The organism is Paraburkholderia sp. GAS42 (assembly GCF_050436565.1).
In the GTDB taxonomy this organism is placed as follows: Bacteria; Pseudomonadota; Gammaproteobacteria; order Burkholderiales; family Burkholderiaceae; genus Paraburkholderia.
In genome coordinates, this window is sequence record NZ_JBNDML010000005.1 from 143900 (window position 1) to 166704 (window position 22805).

Here is a 22805-nt window from a genome sequence, read left to right on the forward strand (position 1 = left end):
CCCGATTTGAACCGCAATGCGGGCGCTGTAACCATGCACGCCTGGATCCGGTTCCCTGTATCACCTCATTATTATCAGCAAGGACTCCCTGATGAATACAACCTGGCGTTACACGGCCGCGTTCGCGCTTTTTGCGTCGGCCGCGATGGCAGCGGGCAATGCATCCGCAACCGACATCAAGGAAATCCGCTTTGGCGTCGAGGCCTCGTATGCGCCGTTCGAATCGAAGTCTCCGGCGGGTGCGCTGCAGGGTTTCGATATCGATGTCGGCAATGCCGTCTGCGCGAAACTGAAAGCGAAGTGCGTGTGGGTCGAAAATTCCTTCGACGGTCTGATCCCGGCTTTGCAGGCGCGCAAGTTCAACGCGATCAACTCCGACATGACAATCACGGCCCAGCGCCGCCAGGCCGTCGACTTCACCGATCCGATCTACACGATTCCGAACCAGATGATCGCGAAGAAGGGCAGCGGTCTGCTGCCGACGCCGGCATCGCTGAAGGGCAAGCATGTCGGCGTGCTGCAGGGCACGATTCAGGAAACGTACGCGAAGGCGCGCTGGGCACCGGCCGGTGTCGACGTCGTGCCGTACCAGACGCAGGATCAGATCTACGAAGACCTGGCATCGGGTCGTCTGGACGCCGCGTTCCAGGATGCAGAGGCTGCATCGAAGGGCTTTCTGAAGCGTCCGCAGGGCGCAGGCTTCGAGTTCGCCGGCCCGGCGGTCAGCGACGAGAAGCTGCTCGGCGCGGGCGTCGGCTTCGGCGTGCGCAAGAGCGACACGGCCCTGAAGGACGCGCTCAACCAGGCGTTAAAGGAATTGAAAGCTGATGGCACGATCGACCGTTTCGCGGCGAAGTACTTCGACGTGAAGGTCGTGCTGAAATAAGCGGCACGGGTGCTGATTGAGGCGCATCAGCGCTTCGATGTAGCATCTTGCCTGTGCAGTGATGAAACCGGCCATTGATATGGCCGGTTTTTTTTCGGAAAACCGCCCCGTGCGTCTGTCTCATCAAGCCCGCGTGCGCTAGAATCTGCCAGTGCTGGAGAACCGTGCCGTGACTGCACGCAAACTGCATTCAGCCACGACGAATACACCAGAATCAGCCAGGTAGAACGGAGTGCCGTTGCGCTCCGCCGGGGGACGGGGAATGACCAACATCGCAGTCGAAGATCCGCATCAGCATGCGGGCACCGCAGGGCGACCGGACGGCGTGCCGGACGAAGTCTATGTTGCGCGTCAGCCTTTGCTGGACCGCGAGGGCATGCTCTGCGGCTTCGAGCTGAAAGTGCGTCGCCCGGCTGTGCCGGAACCCGATCCCGCCAACTTCACCGAAAGCGAAACAGACGTTGAAGCGCTGAAGCAGGCGGTAAAAGCTGCACAGGAAGCCCGCGTCGCCGTGGCGAAGCGGATGATCCAGGCCGCCGCCCACCCGGATGCCCAAAGCGCGCTCGCGGGCCATATCGCGTACGTCGATGCCAGCCGCGAGATGCTGTTCGACGAGACATTGCGTCGGCTGCCCGCGGGTCGTTTCATGCTCGAACTGCCGTCGGATCTCGACGCTGACGATGCGCTCGTCAGTCGTGTGATCGCATTGCACGCGAAACGCTATCGCTTTGTGCTCGACGACGTCACGCAGGCGAGCGAGACGTTCGCCAAACTGCTGCCGTACGCGGACGCCGTCAAGATCGACTTTCGCCGCACGCAGCCTGCCTTGCTGCCGAAGCTCGCGAAAGTGCTGAAGGCAGCGGGCAAGATCCTGATCGCGAAGGGACTCGATACACCGACCGATTTCGAGGCTGCACACGACCTTGGCTTCGACCGCTTTCAGGGCTACTTCTTCGCGCGTCCGCAGGCAGATAACATGCGTCGCGCAGGCGCGCCGCGTCATGCACTGCTGAATCTGCTGCAACTGCTCGCGTCCGATCCGACCGTCGCGCAGCTCGAAGCGGAACTCAAGCTCAATCCCGTGCTGGTGATGCATCTGATGCGGCTCGCGAATTCGAGCGGGCTCGGCGTCGGTTACAAGGTCACCACACTACGTGAAGCGATCAACGCGACGGGCACGAACCGCATCGCGCGCTGGACGCAGTTGCTGCTTTACGCGGACGGCCGCAAGGTTTCGCTTGAAGACGATCCGTTGCTGCAACTCGCGGCCACGCGTGCACGCTTCATGGAACTGGCCATCGAGCGTCTGCCTGAAGCGGGCCGCGATGAGGCCGATGCAGCGTTTCTGACCGGCGTGTTTTCATTCGTCGACGCGGTGTTCGGCGGCTCGCTGGACAGCACGCTCGATATGCTGATGCTCACACGTCCGATCCGCGCGGCGATCCTGCGTGGCGAAGGTGCGCTGGGCGTGCTGCTGTCCGCGATCGATGCGCTGGAGCGCGGGGCGTGGAGCGATGTGGAAGCGGCGAGTGCGCAGCTTGCACCGCTGACGCCGGCTGATCTTGCTGACCTGGCGCTGGTGGCTGCCGCGTGGGCCGGTGTTGCGGATAGCAGCGCCGAAGCGGCGGGGCTGGAGCGGATCGAGGATTAAGGCAGGCAACAGGACAGGGGGCGCGAGTTGATGAGCGCCGCCGTGTACGGCCGGTGTACGATGCACCGGCGGTCGTCAGCAACGACCCGCGCATCGCCGGAGTCGCCTAAAGCAACTCCATCTCACTAGCAGGCGACTGCGCAAAAAACCGCCCCAACTCGCGCGCCAGTTCATTCAACGCCGCCATCTCTTTCTGCGATATCTTGCGCGCTTCCTGCGCGTGCGACCAGTCGCCGTACATCAGCGCAACGGTCGACTGATTCGTCTCCAGCACGACCGGCAGAATCACGAACGAACGCGCATCATCGAACGAGCGACGGAACCACTCCGGCAGGCGCGCCATGATCTTCGGGTCACGCGCGTTCTCGATGAAAATGCCGACCGAATTCGCGATCGCCAGATGGAACACATCAGGCTCGAACGTCGCGGTGAAGCCGAGCGTCGGCAGCATTTTGTCCATCTTCGGACCGAGGCCGAGACGCGCCTTGAACGAACCCGCGCCTTGCTTCACGAACACGATCGTGCGCGTAAAGTTAAGCCCGGCCAGTACCGTTTCCGATGCCATCGCCAGCACCGGCCCAAGCGGATTATCTGAAGGCAGGGCGCGCAGATCTTCGACACCCGCAGCGATGCGTGCCTCGGGATCGAGCGCTTCGCGTGCAATGGCGTCGGCGTTGGCACGCAGTTCGACGATCTCGCGCATCACGCCGTCGTCGGACTCTTCGCCTGCGAGCGCAATGCTCATCGCGACGAGCGTTTCCGGGTCGGTGCCCAGCGTGCGACCGTAGTGGTGCGCAAGCTCAGCGATACGCGCTTCGCGCACCGAGTCGGAAATGTTCGGCGCAGTCAGCACGTGCGAGACTTCGGTCGAGTAATTGGTGATGGCACGCAGCCACTGCACCTGACGCGATGCGTTGTCCGGCGTCTCGTACTGGCTCATGCCAGCGCGGATCATGTCCGGCAGGCGCCAGCGCGTGGCCGCTTCCAGGCCGATCTCGTCGAACGTCACGCCGAGTTCGGCGTTGCACGCTTCGTCTTCTTCCATGCCGGCATCGATGTGAATGCGGATCTTGTCCCACTCGGCGTCGAGGTAGAACACGACGAGCAGCTTGCCGACCTGGCGCATCAGCGTGCAGACCACGGCTTCCTCGCCCGCGCGCAGATCGCCGCGTTCGGTGAGCTTGCGCGCGACGCAGCCCGACAGCATCGTGCGGTTCAGTTCGAGCTTCGCGTCGATGCGGCGCGGCACGCTGTGATGAAAGTGATCGACGAGCTTGAGGCCGACGATCAGATGGCCGACCGCGTCCATGCCGAGCACCATCAGCGCGCGCGTGACGGTCGTGATGTTGCCGCCGAACGCCATATACATCGCCGAGTTCGCGAGCCGCAATACCTTCTGCGTCAGCGCGAAATCCGACAGCACGACCTGCACGAGCGCGGTGAAGTCGAGGTCGTCATTCGTCATCGCTGCCATGGTGCTGCGCAGCGCCTGCGAGAGCATCGGGAAATCCCCGCGCTCACTCATTCGCGACCACAGTCTGTCGAGCAGCGCAGCCTTTAACATGTAAGTCCCGCCAAAGCCATACGTATTCCAGTGTTCAGCATGCCAGTGCGTGTCGGGTATCCGGGCCCCGGGTAGATCAGCTGCATCACGATACCGCGCTGTGCAGACGGAGCGTGCGCGCTTCGAAGCGCTGCGCCAGTTCGTCTGACGGCAGCGCCTTGCAGACGAGCCAGCCTTGAATGTGATCGCAGCCCATCTCGGTCAGAAGGGCGCGCTGCGCTTCAGTTTCGACGCCTTCGGCGACGAGTTCGAGATCGAGTGTCTGCGCGAGTCCGACGACCGCGCTAACGATTGCCTGATCGTTGCGCGAGGTTAGCAGATTCTCCACAAAGCTACGGTCGATCTTGAGTTTTGCGAGCGGGAAACGTTGCAGATACGCAAGGCTCGAATAGCCAGTGCCGAAATCGTCGACGGCAAAGCGGATGCCGATCGCGGTCATCTCTTCCAGCAGGCCCTTCGCGTGCACCGGGTCGTGCATCAGCAGACTTTCCGTAATCTCGAACACGAGCCGGTGCGGATCGATGCCGGTCAGTGCGATCGCCTCGCGCACACTGTCCGTAAAGCGTGGATCGCGGAACTGCTGCGGCGACACGTTCACGGCGACGTACTGTAGCGAGATGCCCTGCGCGTCCCACTGGATCAGCTGCATGCACGCAATCTTCAACACCCAGTTGCCCAGATAGTTGATGAGACCGACCGACTCCGCGAGCGGAATGAACATCGAAGGCGGCACGAGGCCGTGCAATGGATGCAGCCAGCGGATCAGCGCCTCGACACCGACGACACCATGCGTCTGGCTGCTCGTGATCGGCTGGAAATGCAGTGAGAACTCGCCGTTGCGCACGCCGTCGTAGAGATCGGATTCGAGCTTGAGACGCTCGGCGTCGGCGGGGTTGTCATCGGGGATGTAGAAGGCGAGGGTGTTGCCGCCGGACGTCTTGGCCTGCATCAACGCATGATCGGCCCAGCGTAGCAGCTGGCTGTCGCCTGCGGGCGTGTCCTTCAGATGCCGTGCATCCGGATAGAGCGCGATGCCGATGCTCGCCGACAGATGCACCTGCTGGCCATTGAACGAATACGGTTGCTGCACGGCCGTCAGTAGACGCCGCGCCAGCGCTTCGGCGGCAAGGGCGGCGTTCTGGTGCGTCGAGATCAGCGGCATCAGGATCGCGAACTCGTCGCTAGCCACGCGTGCGAGGATCTCGCCGCCGTTCATCATGTTCTGCAAACGGCGCGCGGTGTCGCGCAGCATTTCGTCGCCGGCGTCGTAGCCGAGCGCGCGGTTGACGCGCTGGTAGTCGTCGATGTCGAGCAGCAGCAGTGCGGCGCTCGAACCGTGCGCGTCCGCCTGCTGCTGCGCATTCAGCAGCGCGGGAATCAGCGCCGGCTGGTTCGCGAGGCCGGTCAGCCGGTCGTGATGCAGCGCGTGATTGAGGCGGTCTTCGGCCGCGCGCCAGGCCGACACGTCGAAGCCCGCGATCGCGTAGCCTTCGACGCCGTCGTGCGTGTTGCGCACGACACGCAGTTCGACCGCGACCGGATAGGTCAACGACTTCACGAGGTCGAGCGTGTCTTTTTCGATGGTGCTGCTGCCGGCCGCGCGGGCGAGCAGGGCGTCAAGCTTCGCGACGTCGGCGGGTGCGACGAGATCGTGCAGTGTGATCGTCTGCAGGTATTCGCGGTGGTAGCCAATAAAGCGCAGGCTCGCGTCCGAGACATACAGGAACTTCAGGTCACGGTCGACGTGGGCGAGAAAGTCCACCGCCCCGACGGCCCCAACCGTATCCCCGATGAACGGGCGGTTGCCGCTGCGGGCGGTTTCGCCGCCCGTGCGCCGGCCGAGCGTACGTAACCGGTCGATGACCGTGCGCAGAGGGCCCCGGCGGGGCGCGGTGACGCTGTTCGCTTGCATGTTTGTCGGTGGCAACCCGTGTTCTCACTTACAGGCGGACGAGTGGTCCCGCCGTTTCCGGTGGCGCGGCTCAGAGGCACGAGCCCGCCCATCAGAACGAGATAACGACCCTTACGCGAAAATCTTTAGCCGAAGGAGCAAAAAAGCAACGCATACCGGAAGCGCTTCCATGGGGGCTGTAATAAATTCCGGATTCGGTTACAGTTGCGCGGAAATGTCGTCGATGCGCCAGATCCCAGCAGAAGCGCAGGCACGCGATTCGCGCGCGCTGTGGTCCATCAGAATCCCATCTGCCAAAGACATGTCTGAACCGATCGAGACCGGATCAACTTCTGCGCGCGCTAATAGCGGCGCGGACCCGCAGGCGCCTGAGGGCGCCGTTGCGGCGTGCCAGTTTGCCTTTCTGGGCCGGCAGCCGATCCTCGACCGGACGGGCGCGCTATCCGCCTATGAGCTGCTGTTCCGCTCCGGCGAACAGAATTTCGCCGAAGTCAGCAACGACGCCGAGGCTACGGCGCACGTGGTCGCGCGCACGATTGGCGGTCTGGGCGTCCCGGCGGTGCTCGGCGAGCATCGTGGCTATGTGAACATCGGCCGGGAACTCCTCTTCGACGACATCGTTCATCTGATGGCGCCCGAGCGCTTCGTGCTCGAAATCCTCGAAACGGTCACCTTCGACGCCCGGGTGTTGAGGCGCCTCGGCCAGTTGCGCCGCGCCGGTTTCCAGATCGCGCTCGACGACGTGGTCGAACTCTCCGATGCGCTGCTCGCGGTGCTGCCGCATACGGACATCGTCAAGGTCGACTTCCTGCTGACCGACCGCGCGAAGCTGCCCGAGCTGGCGGCGACGATCAAGCGCCTCGGCAAGACGCTGCTCGCGGAGAAGGTCGAGACACACGAAGACTTCGCGCTCGCCGTTGAACTGGGCTTCGATCTGTTCCAGGGCTACTTTTTCGCCCGGCCGCAGGTGCTGAGCGCACCGCGTCCGCGCCCTTCGCGTGACGCGCTGTTGCGGCTGCTGGCGCTGCTCGCGCGCGAGCCTGACATTGGCGAAATCGAAGACGAACTGAAGCGCAATCCAAGCGTCGTCGTGCAGTTGTTGCGACTCGCGAATTCGAGCGCGTTCGGGCTCGGACGCGAAATCTCGTCGTTGCGCCAGGCGATCACCGCAACCGGCACGCGGCAGATCGCGCGCTGGACCCAGCTGCTGCTTTATGCGGACGGTCGCGACCTGCCGTGGCGCTCCGATCCGCTCGTGCAACTCGCAGGCACGCGTTCGCGCTTCATGGAGCTGACAGGCAACTGGCTGCGTCCGTCCGACGACCGTTTCTCCGACGCGGCCTTCATGACCGGCATCTTTTCGCTCGTGCACGTGGTGGTCGATTCGACGCCGGAAAGCACGCTCAACCGCCTCGGCCTCGCGCCGGAGATTCGCGATGCCATCGTCCACCACGCCGGTCCGCTCGGCACGCTGCTGCGCATTACCGAGACGATCGAGCAGGGCGGGGACGTGGACGCCATCGCGCGTGGAACCCCACTGCCGGAGTTTGCCGGGCTGACACCCGACGTGCTCGCCGAGTTGAGCCTTTCTGCAGCGTCGTGGATCGGCGCGCATACTGACGTCTGAACGCAGCATGGCGGGCACGGTGATCGGGCCTGATTCGTGCCCGCGATGCTGCACATCAGTCGTTCGAAAGGAATCCATGATGAAACAAAAAAAATGGCCGTGGATGGCGGCCGCCTGTCTGTCAGCGGCCTTTTCGCTGCATGCGCTCACTGCCAGCGCCACGCTGAAACCGGGCGACACCGCGCCTGACTTCAAGACGCAGGCTTCGCTGGGCGGCAAGACATACACGTACGAACTCGCCGACGCGCTGAAAAAAGGCCCTGTCGTGCTGTATTTCTACCCGGCCGCGTTCACGACGGGTTGCACGATCGAAGCGCACGAATTCGCGGATGCAGTCGACGAATACAAAAAGTACGGCGCAACGGTGATCGGCGTGTCGCACGACAATATCGAAACGCTGACGAAGTTTTCGGTCAGCGAATGCCGCAGCAAGTTCCCCGTAGCCGCCGACGAGAACAGCAAGATCATCGACTCGTACGATGCGGGGCTGCCGATGCATGCATCGATGGCGAACCGCGTGTCGTACGTGATCGCGCCCGACGGCAAGATCATCTATGAGTACACGAGCCTCTCTCCAGAACAGCACGTCGGGAACACGTTGAAAGCCGTGAAAGAGTGGGCCGCGACGCACAAGCCGCAGTGACGGTGTCGTTCAGATGAAACGCGGCGGGTGATTCCGCCGCTTTGCATTTGTGCGCGCTGCTTTTGTGGGTTGCTTTGCCGGTGCGTTGTATCCGTATCGAGGTGATGCTGAATGCCGATTCTGGTTCTGCTGATTGTCTTTATCGCGCTGATCTATGGCGCGGTGCGGGCGTTCGATTATCTGTCGCTGCAGTTTGGTCTGGGCGTGGCGGTGGGGGTGGCCACGGTCGTCAGCATCGCTGTGCTGCTGGCGATCGCGTGGTGGTGGCGGCGTCGCCGCGAAGTGGCCGCGAATGTCCACGGTGGCGACTGGACGCATGAACTGAAGGGCGAGTGGGGCGAGGTGAAACTGGCCGCCGCGAAGCGGTTCATGACGGTGCGGGTCGGCGATACCGTCGGTCAGTATATTTTCGCGGATCTTGTGAAGGCCGATGCCGCACGCAACGCGAACGGCTGGCAGGTGGTGCTGACGGTCAAGGATGCGAAGCAGCCGGTCTGGCAATTGCCGATGACGAGCGATCGGCAGGCGAAACAATGGGCGAGGATTTTTGCGCTCGCGGCCGCGCAAAAGCTCTGACTTCGGGACAGCACGCGACGCCTTTAACAAAGGCGCCGCGCTTCGTTGTTATTCCACCGCCGGCGTCGTACCGCCGCGACGCCGTTCACGCCGCGCGTCCCAGCGCACGCGAATCCGGTCCATGTACAGATAGACGACCGGCGTCGTGTAGAGCGTGAGCATCTGGCTCACCATCAATCCGCCCACAATCGCGATGCCGAGCGGCGCACGCAGTTCAGCGCCTTCGCCGCTGCCGAATGCGAGCGGCAGTGCGCCGAGCAGCGCAGCGCACGTCGTCATCATGATCGGCCGGAAGCGCAAGAGACATGCCTGGAAGATCGCGTCGCGCGAAGACAACCCCTGGCGCGATGCTTCAATCGCGAAGTCCACCATCATGATCGCGTTCTTCTTGACGATACCGATCAGCAGGATCACGCCGATCAGCGCGATGATGCTGAACTCCGTCTTGAAGAGCAGCAGCGCGAGCAGCGCCCCGACACCGGCTGAAGGCAGCGTCGACAGAATCGTCAGCGGGTGGATATAGCTCTCGTAGAGCATCCCGAGCACGATATAGACGGCGGCAAGCGCGGCGAGAATCAGGATTGGCTGATCCGACATCGATTGCTGGAACGCCTGCGCGGTGCCCTGGAAGCTGCCGCGGATCGTGCCCGGCACGCCGATCTCGGTCATCGTCTGGTAGATGATGGCGGTGGCCTGCGATAGCGACTTGCCCGGCGGCAGGTTGAATGAGATCGTCGACGCGACGAACTGGCTCTGGTGATTCACCGACAACGCTGTATTGCCCGGCTCGAACTTCGCGATGGCCGACAGCGGAATCATTGTTTCCTTGGACGTCGACACCGCCGCGCCCGACGACGCGCTCGATTTGCCGCTCGCGGCAATCGAGTTGGTCGCCTGGTTGCGCGCGGAGTCGGCTGCGATCGCGGCGGCGCTCGAAGCCGTCGTGCCTGCCGTGCCGCCGGATTTCGCGCTCGTACTGGTGGCGGCCGATGTCACCGTGCCGGCGGTCGCGTTCGTGGTCTGCGCGCCGCTCGCGCTACCGCCCGATGTACTGACCCAGATCTGGTTCAGCATGTCCGGGCTCTGCCAGTACTTCGGCGCGACTTCCATCACGACGTGATACTGGTTCAGCGGGTTGTAGATCGTCGACACCTGGCGCTGGCCGAACGCGTCGTACAGCGTGTTGTCGATCTGCGAGGGCTTGATGTTCAGGCGAGCCGCGGTGGCGCGGTCGATCGTGACCATCGCTTCGAGGCCGCCTTGCTGCTGGTCCGAGTTGACGTCCGCGAGTTCAGGGCGATGCTGGAGCGCTTCCGTCAGCTTCGGCACCCACGTGTAGAGATCGGACGTCGAATCCGACAGCAGCGTGAACTGGTACTGCGCGTTCGACTGCCGGCCGCCCACGCGGATGTCCTGCACCGCCTGCAGGAACGTGCGCACGCCCGCGACGTCGCCGAGCGGCGCGCGCATCTGCTGGATCACCTGATCGGCGGAAATGCCGCGCACGCTCTTTGGCTTGAGCGTGACGAACATGAAGCCCGAATTGGTCTGCCGGCCGCCGGTGAAACCGACCACGCTGTCGACAGCCGGGTTCTTCTGCACGATCGCCATCATCTCGGAGAACTTCACCTTCATCGCCTGGAACGACGTGCTCTGGTCGGCCTGAATGCCGCCGACCAGCCGGCCGGTGTCCTGCTGCGGGAAAAAGCCCTTCGGCACGATGATGTAAAGCCAGACGTTCAGGCCGATGGTCGCGATCAGGATGGTCACAATCAGGCGCGGATGCAACAGCGCCCAGCCGAGCGTGCGCTCATAGCCCCGCTGCATCGACGTGAAACCGCGTTCGAGCCAGCGTCCGAGGCGACCTTCTTCCTTCTGTTCGTGATGCTCGCGCAGCAGACGTGAACACATCATCGGCGTGAGCGTCAGCGACACGAGCAGCGACACGCCGATCGCCAGCGACAACGTGAGCGCGAACTCGCGGAACAGCCGCCCGACGATGCCGCCCATCAGCAGAATCGGCAGGAACACGGCGACGAGCGAGATACTGATCGACATCACCGTAAAGCCGACTTCGCGCGCGCCGACAAACGCGGCTTCCATGCGCGACTTGCCGTTTTCCATGTGCCGCGAGATATTCTCGAGCACGACGATCGCATCGTCGACGACGAAGCCGGTCGCGATCGTCAACGCCATCAGCGACAGGTTGTCGATCGAGAAGCCGAGCAGGTACATCGCGGCGAACGTGCCGATGATCGAGATCGGCACGGCCACGCTCGGAATCAAGGTGGCGCGCCAGTTGCGCAGGAACAGGAACACGACCATCGTGACGAGCGCGACCGCGATGATCAGCGTGCGCTCGGTATCCTTCAGCGACGTGCGGATCGTGGTCGAACGGTCGGCGGTCGGGATCACGTCGACGTCGGCGGGCAGCGATGCTTTCAGCTGCGGCAGCATTGCCTTCACGCGATCGATCGTCTCGATGATGTTCGCGCCCGGCTGGCGATACAGGATCACGAGCACCGCGCGCTTGCCGTTGATGAGGCCGAGGTTGCGCAGATCCTCGACCGAATCGACCACCTCCGCGACATCGGACAGATGCACCGCCGCGCCGTTGCGATAAGCGATCACGAGGTCTTGGTACTGCGCGGCCTTCGTCGCCTGATCGTTGGTGTACAGCTGCACGTGGTTCGGGCCGAACTCGATCGAGCCCTTCGGACTGTTCGCATTCGCCGCGGCGAGCGCGGCGCGCACATCTTCGAGACCGATGCCGTAGTGGAACAGCATCTGCGGTTCGAGTTCGACGCGCACGGCCGGATTGGCCGAACCGCTCACATCGACTTCGCCGACGCCATCGACCTGCGACAGCGACTGCTGCAGGACGGTGGCCGCCGAGTCGTAAAGCTGGCCGGCCTGTAGCGTATTCGACGTGAGCGCGAGCACGAGAATCGGCGCGTCGGCGGGATTGACCTTGTGATACGTCGGGTTGCTGCGCAGGCTTGCCGGCAGATCGGCGCGCGCCGCGTTGATCGCGGCCTGCACGTCGCGCGCGGCGCCGTCGATGTCTCGATTCAGGCCGAACTGCAGCGTGATGCGCGTGGAGCCGACCGAACTCGTCGACGTCATTTCGGAGACATCGGCAATCGAACCCAGATGGCGTTCGAGCGGACTTGCGACGCTCGTCGCGACGGTATTCGGGCTCGCGCCCGGCAGACTCGCCTGCACGGAGATCGTCGGGAAATCGACCTGCGGCAAGGGTGCCACCGGCAGCTTCACGAACGCGAAACAGCCGGCGAGCGCGATGCCGATCGCGAGCAGCGTGGTCGCGACGGGGCGGGAAATGAACGGACGCGACAGGTTCATCGCTCAGTTCCCCGCGTCGGTGGCCGGCGGCGGCGCGTCTTTCGGCGCATCGCCACGATGGAAGCGGGCACGTGCGCGACGCGCCAGCGAATCGAAGCCGAGATAGATCACGGGCGTGGTGAACAGCGTCAGCAACTGGCTCACGATCAGACCACCTGCAATGGCGATCCCTAGCGGATGGCGCAGCTCGGAACCCGCGCCGGTGCCGAGCATCAGCGGCAGCGCGCCGAGCAGCGCCGCGAGCGTCGTCATCAGGATCGGACGGAAGCGCAACAGGGCGGCCTGATAGATTGCCTCACGCGGCGGTTTGCCATGATCGCGTTCGGCTTCGAGCGCGAAGTCGATCATCATGATCGCGTTCTTCTTCACGATACCGATCAAGAGCACGATACCGATGATGCCGATGATGTCCAGATCGTGCCCGGTGATCAGCAGCGCGAGCAGCGCGCCGACACCCGCTGACGGCAGCGTCGACAGGATCGTGATCGGATGAATGAAGCTCTCGTACAGCACGCCGAGCACGATATACATCGTGACGATCGCGGCGAGGATCAGGAACAGTTCGTTCGACAACGACGCCTGGAACGCGAGCGCCGCGCCCTGGAAGCGCGTCTGGAATGACGCGGGCAGGCCGATATCCTTTTCTGCCTGATCGATCGCTTTTACCGCTGCGCCGAGCGATGCGCCCGGTGCCAGGTTGAACGAGACCGTCGTAGCCGGGAACTGGCTCAAATGGGTGACGAGCAGCGGCGACGGCCGCTCATGGAAGCTCGCGATCGAGTTCAGCGGCACCTGTCCGCCCGAAGCGGTGGAAGAGGGCAGATAGATCGAATTCAGCGATTCAATGTAATGCTGCATCGTCGGCTGCGCTTCCAGAATCACGCGGTACTGGTTCGACTGCGTGAAGATCGTCGAGATGATGCGCTGACCGAACGCGTCGTAGAGCGCGTTGTCGACGGTGGCCGGCGTGATCCCGTAACGCGCGGCCGTGGCGCGATCGATTTCGACGTACACCGACTGACCGTTTTGCTGCAGATCGGTGGCCACGTCCGCGAGTTCCGGCGACTGCTTCAGCCGGTCGACCAGCTTCGGCACCCACGTCGCGAACTCGGTGATGTTCGGGTCGGTCAGCATGAACTGATACTGCGTCGGGCTGACGGTCGAATCGATCGTCAGATCCTGCACCGGCTGCATGTACAGCGACACGCCCGGGATATGCGCGACGTCCTGCTGCAACTGGCGGATCACGTTGCTCGCGGTGTTGCTGCGTTCGTCGCGCGGCTTCAGGTTGATCAGCATCCGGCCGCTGTTCAGCGTGATGTTGCTGCCGTCGACGCCGATAAACGACGTCAGGCTTTCCACGTCCGGGTTCGTCAGGATCTGCGCGGCGAGTGCCTGCTGACGCTCGGCCATCGACTGATACGACACCGACTGCGGCGCCTGCGTGATCGCCTGGATCACGCCCGTGTCCTGCACCGGGAAGAAGCCCTTCGGAATCACCACATACAGCAGCGCGGTGAACACCAGCGTGAGCACGGCGACGACGAGCGTCGAGCGTTGACGGTCCAGCACCCACGTAAGCGCGACGGCATAACGGCCGATCACGTAATCGATGAACTGGTGCGCTCTCGCCTCGAAGCGATGGCTTTCCTTCGGCGGCGTGTGACGCAGCAGCTTCGCGCACATCATCGGCACGAGCGTCAGCGAGACGACGGCGGAAATCACGATCGTCACGGCCAGCGTGATCGCGAATTCGTGGAACAGCCGGCCCACCACGTCGCCCATGAAGAGCAGCGGGATCAGCACGGCGATGAGCGACACCGTCAGCGAAATAATCGTGAAACCGATCTGTTTCGAACCCTTTAACGCCGCTTCCAAAGGCGGATCGCCTTCCTCGACATAGCGCGCGATGTTCTCGATCATCACGATCGCATCGTCGACCACGAAGCCGGTCGCGATCGTCAATGCCATCAGCGAGAGGTTGTCGAGTGAGAAGCCGCACAGATACATCACCGCGAGCGTGCCGATCAGCGACAGCGGCACCGACAGACTCGGGATGATCGTCGCGTAGATGTTAGCGAGGAACAGGTACATCACGAGCACAACGAGTACGACCGACATCAGCAGTTCGAACTCGACGTCGCGCACGGAGGCGCGGATGGTCGTCGTACGGTCGGTGACGACCTCGACGTCGAGCGCGGCGGGCAGCGACTGCTGCAGCTGCGGCAGCAGCGTCTTGATGTTGTCGACGACCTGGATCACGTTCGCGCCCGGCTGGCGCTGCACGTTCAGGATGATCGCGGGCGTGTTGTTGACCCACGCGCCGAGCTTCGTGTTTTCCGCGCCCTGCACGATGTTCGCGACGTCCGTCAGCATCACCGGGCGACCGTTCTTGTACGCGACGACGGCGCTCTTGTATGCCTCAGCGTCGGTTAGCTGGTCGTTTGCGTTGATCGTGTACGAGCGCGTCGGGCCGTCGAAATTGCCCTTCGGCGTGTTGACGTTCAGGTTCGAGATCGTGGTGCGCAGGTCGTCCAGATTCAGACCGTACGACGCAAGCGCGCGCGGATTCGCCTGGATCCGCACAGCAGGCCGCTGGCCGCCCGAGAGGCTCACGAGACCGACGCCTGCTACCTGCGAGATCTTCTGCGCGAGACGCGTGTCGGCGAGATCCTGTATCTGCGTCAACGGCAGCGTTTTCGATGTGATGGCGAGCGTGATGATCGGCGCGTCGGCGGGATTGACCTTCGCGTAGATCGGCGGCGCGGGCAGGTCGGACGGCAGCAGGTTGCCCGCCGCGTTGATCGCGGCCTGGACTTCCTGCTCGGCGATATCGAGCGGCAGATCGAGACTGAACTGCAGCGTGATGATCGACGAGCCCGCCGAGCTTTGCGACGACATCTGGTTCAACGACGGCATCTGCCCGAACTGCCGTTCGAGCGGCGCGGTGACGGATGACGTCATCACGTCCGGGCTCGCGCCCGGATAGAAGGTCTGCACCTGGATCGTCGGATAGTCGACTTCCGGCAGCGCCGACAGCGGCAGAAAGCGCAGCGCGACGAGCCCGACCAGCATGATCGCCGCCATCAGCAGGGCGGTGCCGACCGGACGCAGGATAAAAGCGCGGGATGGGTTCATGCGATATCAGCCGTACCTTATTCCGCCGACGCTTGCGACGCCTGCTTGTGACGATGCGCATGCGCGCCCGATGCGCCGGAAGCCGCGGCGGCGCCCGATGCACCCGCACCGGATGCACCCGAAGCGCCCTTCGGCCGGTCCGCCGGAATGGTGATCTTCGCGCCTTCGCGCAGGCGGTCCGAACCGTCGATCACGACGCGTTCGCCAACCTGCAGACCTGATTTGATGCTGGTGCGTTCGCCGTCGACCGGCCCGACCTTCACCGGCCGCACGGTGACCGTGTTATCCGGGTTCACGACATACACGAACTGTCCCATCGAGCCGTTCAGCACCGACGAAGTCGGCACGATGACCGCGTCCTTGATGACGTCGACGAGCAGGTGCGTATTGACGAACTGGTTCGGGAACAGCAGGCCGTTCGGGTTCTGGAACGTTGCACGCAGCTTGACGGTGCCGGTGGTGGTGTCGATCTGGTTGTCGATGGTTTCGAGGAAGCCGGCTTCGAGTGAAGTCGTATTGCTGCGGTCATACGCTGTAACCGACATCTTCGTGCCGGTGCGGATCTGTTTCGTGATCGCCGGCAGGTTGTCTTCGGAGGTCGTGAACAGCACGCTGATCGGCTGAAGCTGTGTGATGACGACGATGCCGTTCGTATCGCCCGGCGTTACATAATTGCCCGCATCGACCTGGCGCAAACCGACACGTCCGGACACCGGCGCGGTAATACGCGCGTAGACGAGGTCGAGCATGAAGGTATTGATGTTCGCCTGGTCCGACTTGACCGTGCCTTCGTACTGTCTGACGAGCGAGGCCTGCGTGTCGACCTGCTGGCCCGCGATCGAGTCCTGCGACAGCAGCGTCTGGTAGCGCTTCAGGTCGAGACGCGCGGTTTGCAGCAACGCCTGATCTTTCGCGAGCGTGCCCTGCGCGTTGTCGAGGGAGATCTGATATGGACGCGGGTCGATCTGTGCGAGCACGTCGCCCTTTTTGACCATCTGACCTTCCTGGAAGGCGACCGTCTGCAGGATGCCGCTCAACTGCGTACGCACGGTGACGTTCGCCAGCGGCGTGACCGTGCCGAGCGCAGTCAGCACAACGGGCATTTCGCCCTGCTTCGCCGCGGCGACGTGGACCGGTTGCGGCACGTTGTTCTGATTGGCGCCGCCGCGGCCGCCACGACCCGCGGAGGCACCGCTGGCGCCGCCAGGCGCTGCGGCGCCGCTCGGGGCGCCCCACGGATGCCAGCGCACCAGCACGATGCCCGCGATCACCACCACCGCGACGATCAGCGCGATCATGCGGCCCCGGTGGCGCTTCGGGCCGGGCGGTATGCCGCTGCCGGTGCCGCCCGGGCCGCCGGGAGTGTCAGTGGCGCCGGGCGGTCGTTGAGCGGGATCAAGGAGGCGCGGCGTTTCCGAAAGCTTTTGTTGTTCGTCCATCGGTTCAGTCAGGTGGCTGGCTTGGAATATAGAATGGGGCAAGGCGCGATACGCGGCACATGCACGGCATCACGGGTTGCAGACGACCGGTTGCGGGCGGCGGGCCGCGGGCGGCCGGCTGCGGACGGCGTTCGGTCGTCCGCACACGATGTGCCGGCCCTCACGCATCGGCCGTAGCGTCGACATCCGTGCCTGCGCGATGCTACGCGAGGCGCGGGGAAAAGGGGTTACACGTGTAATGTTCGGCAGGGGCAAGAGGCCAGCGCGAAGGCCGCTTTGGGCCACACTGCGTCCCGCGCCGGAGCCCGCGTGGGACGCTTGCGTAACCCCTTGATCCGCATGCGGTGAGCTGCCCGGCAAGCCGGCGGCGTCGCCCGCCGCGCCCGAAAGCATGATGCTACGTCCCGTCCCTTGTTACAGTCCAGCGGCGTATTTTTCGTTTGATTACCCTGGTTACAGATGTGCAAGGTGGGAGATACCGGCACGCAGCGTTTTCGTCATCGCGTCAGGTATCGAGTCGCCGGCCGGGTGTGCCGCCGATCTCATAGACGATTTTCTCGATGCATTCGAGGAGGGCGGGCGCCGCGCGTTCCATCAGCCATTCACGCGGGCATTGCTGAGCGGAGCCGCCGCAGTTGACCGCATAGCGTTCCCCCGACGGTCCGATGAAGCCCGCCGCGATCGCGTTCAGGCCTTCGTGCCACTCGCCCACGGCAATCGCATAACCCTGCTCGGCAGTCTCCTGCAACGCGGTGTGCAAGCGGTTGCTCAGGTGGCCCCAATCGTCGCCGGTGGCGGCCTGCACGCCGGTCAGCAGCTTGTCGCGTTCCGCGTCGCTGAGCGCGGCCAGATAGGCCCGGCCGACTGCCGTGCGGCACATGTCCATCCGCGATCCCACTTCCAGACGCGATACGAGTACAGCCGAGCGCGGCCGGATCGCGTCGATCACGACCATGTCGAGCCGGTCGCGCACGGCGAGATGCACCGACAGCGAAGTGCGTTCGGCCAGTTCGATCAGGAAGGGCCGCGAGCGGGCGCGGATATCGAAGTTGCGCAGAAAGCCGTTGCTCAGTTCGAGCACGGATGACGTCAGCACAAAGCGCTCGCTGTCGGGCAGACGAAACAGGAAGCCGGCGCCGACGAGCGTCGCGGTGATCCGCGACACGGTCGGCTTGGGAATACCCGTCAATTCGGTCAGCTCGCGGTTGCTGAGCGGCGCATCGGCGGCGGCGATCCGCCGGAGGACGGTGAGGCCACGCGCCAGCGCTGTCACTTCGTCGCCGGAGCCTTCCTTTTCCTGAAGGGGATCAGCGTTGCCGATGGACGTGAGTCGCTTGTTCATGTCGTTTTTATGGAACTGTATTTCAATTTAATCGCTCTGGTCGACCCGTCATCCGGGCTGCGCAAAATCCTGCGAAGCCTTTTCAAACAGCGTCTCCAGCGTTTTTCTTATGAAGATTCATTGTATCGGAAGGTTCGGTGCGCACGCGCACGCGTGGGCTACTTTTTGCTTGACTTAGTCAGCTTAAACATAAAAAATGGAACCTCATTTCGAAAGACGAGCTACTCATCTTTGTTTTGAATCTTTTTGTCGCATGGCTGAACGGCACGGAGTGCGGATTCAGGCTGGAGCTTAAGGGTTTAGGCAGAGCCGGATGGGCAAGATCGAATTTCGGATCCCGTCTCTCAGGTTCTAGCACGGCCCTCGGAATGGCTAGAACTTTTTAAGGCGCCACGGTTACGTGGCGCTTTTTTTTTTGTCCGCATTGCGGCACAACAAGGTCTGCGGCATTCATAAAATGCCCCTTTGCGTGCAACAAAGTCTGCGGGTTTCCTCCTTTTTATGCCACGTTGCAGCAATTCCGGGCTGCGCTGTCACGTCGAGGTCGATGCGCAAACCGCCCCGCATTGGGTGCCCGGTTTTCGATATTGGCGACAGTATTGACGCCCAATCCGGCGGCACGGCTACCAGTCGCTTCCTGGTGTTTGTGCAACTTCAACACGGCTGGGTCTCAGTATTAGAATTAGTGATACTAGGTCGCGACATGCTGTTTTCTTGAATTCGTCACCATAAACTGGTTTCCAAGGCGCTGCTGACTTGAGCGCCAGAACGAGAGACACAGGAGACGATTGTGAACAAACAGGTGTTGCTGGAGGATTTGCCGCTGCGCCCATTCCACGTGGGCGTCGCGTTTAGCGGAACGGGCGGCCAGTTCAGTGATGGTTTCGTGCTGGGGATTATCGGCATTGCCGTCAGCATGGCTGCCGGTCCGCTTCATCTCGATGCCCTCTGGATGGGACTGCTCGGGGCGGCGTCGCTTGCGGGACTCTTTTTTGGCAGCATGCTGGCGGGCCCGATTGCGGACAAGTATGGCCGCCGGACGATTTTTGCGTTCGACATGTTGCTCTTCGCGGCAGTCTCAGCCGCTCAGTATTTCGTGACGTCACCTGCACAGTTGCTGGTCTTGCGTCTCGTGCTCGGGTTCATTCTCGGCGCCGACTACGTTGTAAGCAAATCCCTTGTGACGGAATATTCGCCTCGTCGCTATCGTGGACGTCTGCTTAGCGTGCTCGCGGCGGCTTGGGCCGCCGGCTACGTCGGTGCCTACCTGGCCGGCTTCGCGATGCGGGATATCGGCCCTGACGCATGGCGCCTCATGCTTGCAGCAAGTGGAGTTCCGGCCCTGCTGATTCTTCCGTTCCGGCTCGTCGTGCCCGAATCGCCGATGTGGCTGATGAAGCGAGGTCGCAGCGATGAAGCGCTTGCCATCATCCGTCGCAAGTTCGGTAGAGAGGTCATGCTTTCGAAGCCGACCGTGGCGCCTCAACAGCGTCGCGGCGCCTGGTCGGAGCTGTTCTCGCCGCGTTGGCGCAAGAACACTATCGTTGGCTGCGTCTTCTACACGTGCCAGGTTATTCCTTACTTTGCGTTGGGCACCTTTTCACCGAAGGTTCTTGAGGCTCTGCAAGTAAAAGACAAGTTCGTGGGCGGCCTCGTCTACAACATCCTGCTCTTTGCCGGCGCAGTGATTGGCCTGCTGCTCGTCGATAAGCTCTCCCGTCGCACATTCCTCATCGGGACCTTCTACTTTGCGGCGTTTGCCCTGGCTGTGCTCGCCTACGCCAGCTTTGGACCCATCGGCACGATGCTGGCGTTCGGGCTCTTCGCATGCATTCTGTCGGCCGCAGCAAACCTCGAATTCGTCTATCCGCCCGAACTCTTCCCGACGCACCTTCGAGCATCTGGCGTCGGCCTGGCCGTCGCCTCAAGCCGCTTCGGTTCGGCCATCAGCACATTCCTGCTGCCGCTCGCAGTTCAGCACGTTGGCATTCACGCTGCGTTGGGTGTCTGTGTTGCGGTGCTGCTGTTCGGCGGAGTCTTCTGTCATATGCTGGCTCCGGAAACTGGTGAGGAAAACCTCTCGGACGTAAAGTCCGATGCTGCTGGAGAAGACCAACCGATAGCTGAAGAGCGACATGACACATCCATCGCTACCTCAGCGTTGGGCCGCAGCAAAACACGGTTCTGATTGCCCATCGAAAGCCGGCGGTCCGGACGCGAGAACACAGGCCAGTACGCTCTTGTCAGGACGCGCCATGTCGCCAAACAAACCCATCGATATGTATGCAGTACAGGTCTTTGTCGCCGTCGCCGAAGAGGGAAGCATGTCCTCGGCGGCAGCCAGGCTGGGTATATCTCAATCTGGCGTGTCGCAAATCATTCGGCAACTCGAGGAAGAACTGGGCGTCGTGCTGGTGAACCGCACAACTCGGCCACTGGCGCTAACACCCTTTGGCATAGCACTTAGGAACCGAGGCGCCGTTTTAAGCGAAGAGATTGCAAATCTGAAGGCACAGGTTGTCGAAGCCGGCCGCGGCATCAAACCGGACCTGCGCATCGGACTGGTCGATTCGTTCGCGTCTACTTGCGGCTCGGTATTTACGAAAAACCTGCTGGGAAAAGTTTCACAGTTGTCGATACGTACCGGATTGAGTCCGCAGCAGGGAGAGGCGCTCCTGCGCCGCGATCTGGACCTGATCGTCACGAGCGACCCGCTGATAGACGCCAATGATGTAGTTCGGTATCGACTTTTTTCGGAGCGCTACTTTGTCATAACGCCGAAGGAGCACAGAAAGCCCGTGCGAACCATCGAGGATGTGCGAGCGCTTGGCAACAGTCTGCCCATCGTTCGTTTCAATCGCACATCGCAGGTTGGAATGCAGATTGAGCGGTATTTGAGGCGGATTGAAGTACGACTTCCGAACCGGCTTGAACTGGACAACGCCGATGCTTTGACTTCAATGGTCGCGGAAGGAATTGGATGGGCCATCACGTCCCCGATGTGTCTTCTTCAGGGAGTGACCCATGCAGGAAACGTTGCGACCCATGTGGTTGAGAAGTTGGGACTGGAGCGCTCACTCTATCTGGTGGCGCGCCGGGACGAATACAACGCTTTCTTCGATGACGCTTGCGATACAGCGCGCGAGGTAATTGAAACGTCATTCATGCCGAGGCTGAAAGCCTTAGGCGGAGAAATAGAGAACCTTATTACCGTTGGCGAAAGGAATTCCTATGAATAAGCTTGCTCAAGGTGAACAAAGAATTGAACGTGACCATGTCGGCGAGGTCACCATTCCAGCTGACAAGCTGTACGGAGTTAACACGGTTCGCGGCGTTGACAACCTCACGGTTTCGTCTCTGAACATCGCTCACTACTCGCAGTTCCGGGACGCTTTCGCCCAGGTCAAGTGGGCTGCTGCGCTGGCCAACCGCGACAGCGAGGTCGTAACCAGAGAGCAATGTGAGGCCATCGTCAAAGCGTGCCAGGAAGTCATCGAGGGGCACTTTGACTCTTCGTTCGTGGTCGACCTGATGGAGGGGTCCGGCGGGACATCCACCAACATGAACTTCAACGAGGTCATCGCCAATCGCGCCCAGCAGCTTTTGGGTCATGCAGCCGGAAACTATGAAGTGATTCATCCGAATGACCACGTCAACCTGTCCCAATCTACGAACGACGCCTATCCGGCGGCGTTGAAAATTGCGACGTACGCAATGCTCGACCCGTTAATCAAAGAGGTCACGCAGCTTGCCGCACTGTTTGATAGCAAGGCCACTGAATTCGCTGACGTGCTGCATCTGGGCCGGACCTGCCTGCAGGACGCCCAGCCGATGCGACTGGGTCAACTCTTCGGCGGCTACGCGTCTCTGACGGAGCGTCTGGCAGAGGAACTTGTGGCGGTCCGCGACAAGCTCCGGACACTTCCTTTGGGCGGCACCGCAATTGGCACCGGCTTCGGCGCGCCCGCGGGTTACCGTGCCGATGTGTACACGCACCTTCGCAGCATCACTGGTGTGGATTACCAGGCACCGGCGAATTCGTTCGATGCAATGCAGAACATGGATGTGTTCTCACGCGTTTCAGCTGAACTTCGTACTTGCGCTGTTTCTCTCGCAAAAATCGCGTCTGACCTGACAGTCCTGTCGTCGGGTCCTGTCGGCGGCCTCGGGGAGCTGAAGCTGCCGGAAGCGCAGGCCGGGTCATCCATCATGCCGGGTAAGGTCAATCCTGTCCTGCCGATGGCGATGATTCAGCTGAGCTTTGCGGTTGTTGGAAATGACGTTGCAGTTGCGCAGGCAGTGCAGTACGGCGAACTGGAAATCAACCATTTCGAGCCCGTGGTCGCGTCGCGCGTTTTCGACAGCATCGCGCTGCTCACGAACGGCATTCAGCGCTTCGCGCGGAAGTGCGTCACGGGCATCAAGGCTGATGTTGCGCGCAACGAGCAGCATTTGATGGAATCCATGGCAGTTGCCACGGCACTGGTTCCGAAGATTGGCTACGCTCGTGTAAGCAAGCTTGCGCGCCAATCCGTGGCCGAAGGTCGCTCCCTGGTCTCGATTCTGGACGAGTCCGGACTGCTTTCTAAGGAAGACACCGTCGCGGCAATCCGCAAGGCGTCGTATCCAGTGTTTGACGCGTAAGCGTTCGCTGCGAGCGAGCC

Annotated in this window: 14 protein-coding genes; 8 read left to right on the forward strand and 6 right to left on the reverse strand. The window is 62.3% G+C overall.

Going from position 1 to position 22805, the window contains the following annotated elements:
• Positions 1-91: 91 nt before the first annotated feature.
• Positions 92-886, forward strand: coding sequence for an ABC transporter substrate-binding protein (locus tag P3T16_RS10115; RefSeq protein WP_429342149.1), 795 nt, complete (start codon positions 92-94; stop codon positions 884-886).
• A gap of 262 nt (positions 887-1148) precedes the next feature.
• Positions 1149-2537, forward strand: a complete 1389-nt coding sequence (locus P3T16_RS10120; protein ID WP_429257053.1) for an EAL and HDOD domain-containing protein — start codon at positions 1149-1151, stop codon at positions 2535-2537.
• A gap of 106 nt (positions 2538-2643) precedes the next feature.
• Here P3T16_RS10120 and P3T16_RS10125 read toward each other — a convergent pair whose 3' ends face one another.
• Both P3T16_RS10125 and P3T16_RS10130 read right to left on the reverse strand, forming a co-directional pair.
• The gene (locus tag P3T16_RS10125) at positions 2644-4101 is read right to left on the reverse strand and encodes an HDOD domain-containing protein (RefSeq protein ID WP_429342150.1); all 1458 of its coding nucleotides are present in this window, start codon (positions 4099-4101) and stop codon (positions 2644-2646) included.
• Between the two features lie 85 nt (positions 4102-4186).
• Positions 4187-6013: a putative bifunctional diguanylate cyclase/phosphodiesterase gene (locus P3T16_RS10130; protein WP_429342151.1), complete on the reverse strand. Its 1827-nt coding sequence runs from the start codon at positions 6011-6013 to the stop codon at positions 4187-4189.
• 301 nt (positions 6014-6314) lie between these two features.
• Here P3T16_RS10130 and P3T16_RS10135 point away from each other — a divergent pair, with 301 nt between their 5' ends.
• The 3 genes from P3T16_RS10135 to P3T16_RS10145 all read left to right on the forward strand — a co-directional run bounded on the left by P3T16_RS10135 (position 6315) and on the right by P3T16_RS10145 (position 8859).
• The gene (locus P3T16_RS10135) at positions 6315-7640 is read left to right on the forward strand and encodes an EAL and HDOD domain-containing protein (RefSeq protein WP_429342152.1); all 1326 of its coding nucleotides are present in this window, start codon (positions 6315-6317) and stop codon (positions 7638-7640) included.
• Positions 7641-7743: 103 nt separating this feature from the next.
• The gene (locus tag P3T16_RS10140; protein WP_429342281.1) at positions 7744-8283 is read left to right on the forward strand and encodes a peroxiredoxin; all 540 of its coding nucleotides are present in this window, start codon (positions 7744-7746) and stop codon (positions 8281-8283) included.
• 111 nt (positions 8284-8394) lie between these two features.
• The gene (locus P3T16_RS10145) at positions 8395-8859 is read left to right on the forward strand and encodes a hypothetical protein (protein ID WP_429342153.1); all 465 of its coding nucleotides are present in this window, start codon (positions 8395-8397) and stop codon (positions 8857-8859) included.
• Positions 8860-8907: 48 nt separating this feature from the next.
• Here P3T16_RS10145 and P3T16_RS10150 read toward each other — a convergent pair whose 3' ends face one another.
• From P3T16_RS10150 to P3T16_RS10165, 4 genes are all read right to left on the reverse strand, one after another.
• Entirely contained in the window at positions 8908-12222 is a 3315-nt protein-coding gene (locus P3T16_RS10150; RefSeq protein WP_429342154.1) for an efflux RND transporter permease subunit, read from the reverse strand.
• A 3-nt stretch (positions 12223-12225) separates the two neighbouring features.
• Positions 12226-15360 (reverse strand): MdtB/MuxB family multidrug efflux RND transporter permease subunit, encoded by a 3135-nt coding sequence (locus P3T16_RS10155; protein WP_429257046.1) that lies wholly within the window; start codon positions 15358-15360, stop codon positions 12226-12228.
• A gap of 17 nt (positions 15361-15377) precedes the next feature.
• Positions 15378-16799 (reverse strand): MdtA/MuxA family multidrug efflux RND transporter periplasmic adaptor subunit, encoded by a 1422-nt coding sequence (locus P3T16_RS10160; protein ID WP_429342155.1) that lies wholly within the window; start codon positions 16797-16799, stop codon positions 15378-15380.
• Positions 16800-17304: 505 nt separating this feature from the next.
• On the reverse strand, positions 17305-18141 hold the full coding sequence (locus tag P3T16_RS10165) for an IclR family transcriptional regulator (protein WP_429342156.1): 837 nt from the start codon (positions 18139-18141) through the stop codon (positions 17305-17307).
• 790 nt (positions 18142-18931) lie between these two features.
• Between P3T16_RS10165 and P3T16_RS10170 the strand changes: the two genes are divergently transcribed.
• From P3T16_RS10170 to P3T16_RS10180, 3 genes are all read left to right on the forward strand, one after another.
• Positions 18932-20329, forward strand: coding sequence for an MFS transporter (locus P3T16_RS10170; RefSeq protein WP_429342157.1), 1398 nt, complete (start codon positions 18932-18934; stop codon positions 20327-20329).
• A gap of 67 nt (positions 20330-20396) precedes the next feature.
• Entirely contained in the window at positions 20397-21380 is a 984-nt protein-coding gene (locus P3T16_RS10175; RefSeq protein ID WP_429342158.1) for a LysR family transcriptional regulator, read from the forward strand.
• Positions 21373-22785, forward strand: a complete 1413-nt coding sequence (locus P3T16_RS10180) for an aspartate ammonia-lyase (RefSeq protein ID WP_429342159.1) — start codon at positions 21373-21375, stop codon at positions 22783-22785. Before P3T16_RS10175 ends, P3T16_RS10180 begins: the two co-directional genes overlap by 8 nt.
• The last annotated feature ends 20 nt before the right edge of the window (positions 22786-22805 follow it).

Excerpts from the sequence above, each read along its gene's own strand:
- P3T16_RS10115 (WP_429342149.1), top strand. The coding sequence starts at position 92 with ATGAATACAACCTGGCGTTACACGGCCGCGTTCGCGCTTTTTGCGTCG.
- P3T16_RS10120 (WP_429257053.1), top strand. The coding sequence starts at position 1,149 with ATGACCAACATCGCAGTCGAAGATCCGCATCAGCATGCGGGCACCGCA.
- P3T16_RS10125 (WP_429342150.1), bottom strand. The coding sequence starts at position 4,101 with ATGTTAAAGGCTGCGCTGCTCGACAGACTGTGGTCGCGAATGAGTGAG.
- P3T16_RS10130 (WP_429342151.1), bottom strand. The coding sequence starts at position 6,013 with ATGCAAGCGAACAGCGTCACCGCGCCCCGCCGGGGCCCTCTGCGCACG.
- P3T16_RS10135 (WP_429342152.1), top strand. The coding sequence starts at position 6,315 with ATGTCTGAACCGATCGAGACCGGATCAACTTCTGCGCGCGCTAATAGC.
- P3T16_RS10140 (WP_429342281.1), top strand. The coding sequence starts at position 7,744 with ATGGCGGCCGCCTGTCTGTCAGCGGCCTTTTCGCTGCATGCGCTCACT.
- P3T16_RS10145 (WP_429342153.1), top strand. The coding sequence starts at position 8,395 with ATGCCGATTCTGGTTCTGCTGATTGTCTTTATCGCGCTGATCTATGGC.
- P3T16_RS10150 (WP_429342154.1), bottom strand. The coding sequence starts at position 12,222 with ATGAACCTGTCGCGTCCGTTCATTTCCCGCCCCGTCGCGACCACGCTG.
- P3T16_RS10155 (WP_429257046.1), bottom strand. The coding sequence starts at position 15,360 with ATGAACCCATCCCGCGCTTTTATCCTGCGTCCGGTCGGCACCGCCCTG.
- P3T16_RS10160 (WP_429342155.1), bottom strand. The coding sequence starts at position 16,799 with ATGGACGAACAACAAAAGCTTTCGGAAACGCCGCGCCTCCTTGATCCC.
- P3T16_RS10165 (WP_429342156.1), bottom strand. The coding sequence starts at position 18,141 with ATGAACAAGCGACTCACGTCCATCGGCAACGCTGATCCCCTTCAGGAA.
- P3T16_RS10175 (WP_429342158.1), top strand. The coding sequence starts at position 20,397 with ATGTCGCCAAACAAACCCATCGATATGTATGCAGTACAGGTCTTTGTC.
- P3T16_RS10180 (WP_429342159.1), top strand. The coding sequence starts at position 21,373 with ATGAATAAGCTTGCTCAAGGTGAACAAAGAATTGAACGTGACCATGTC.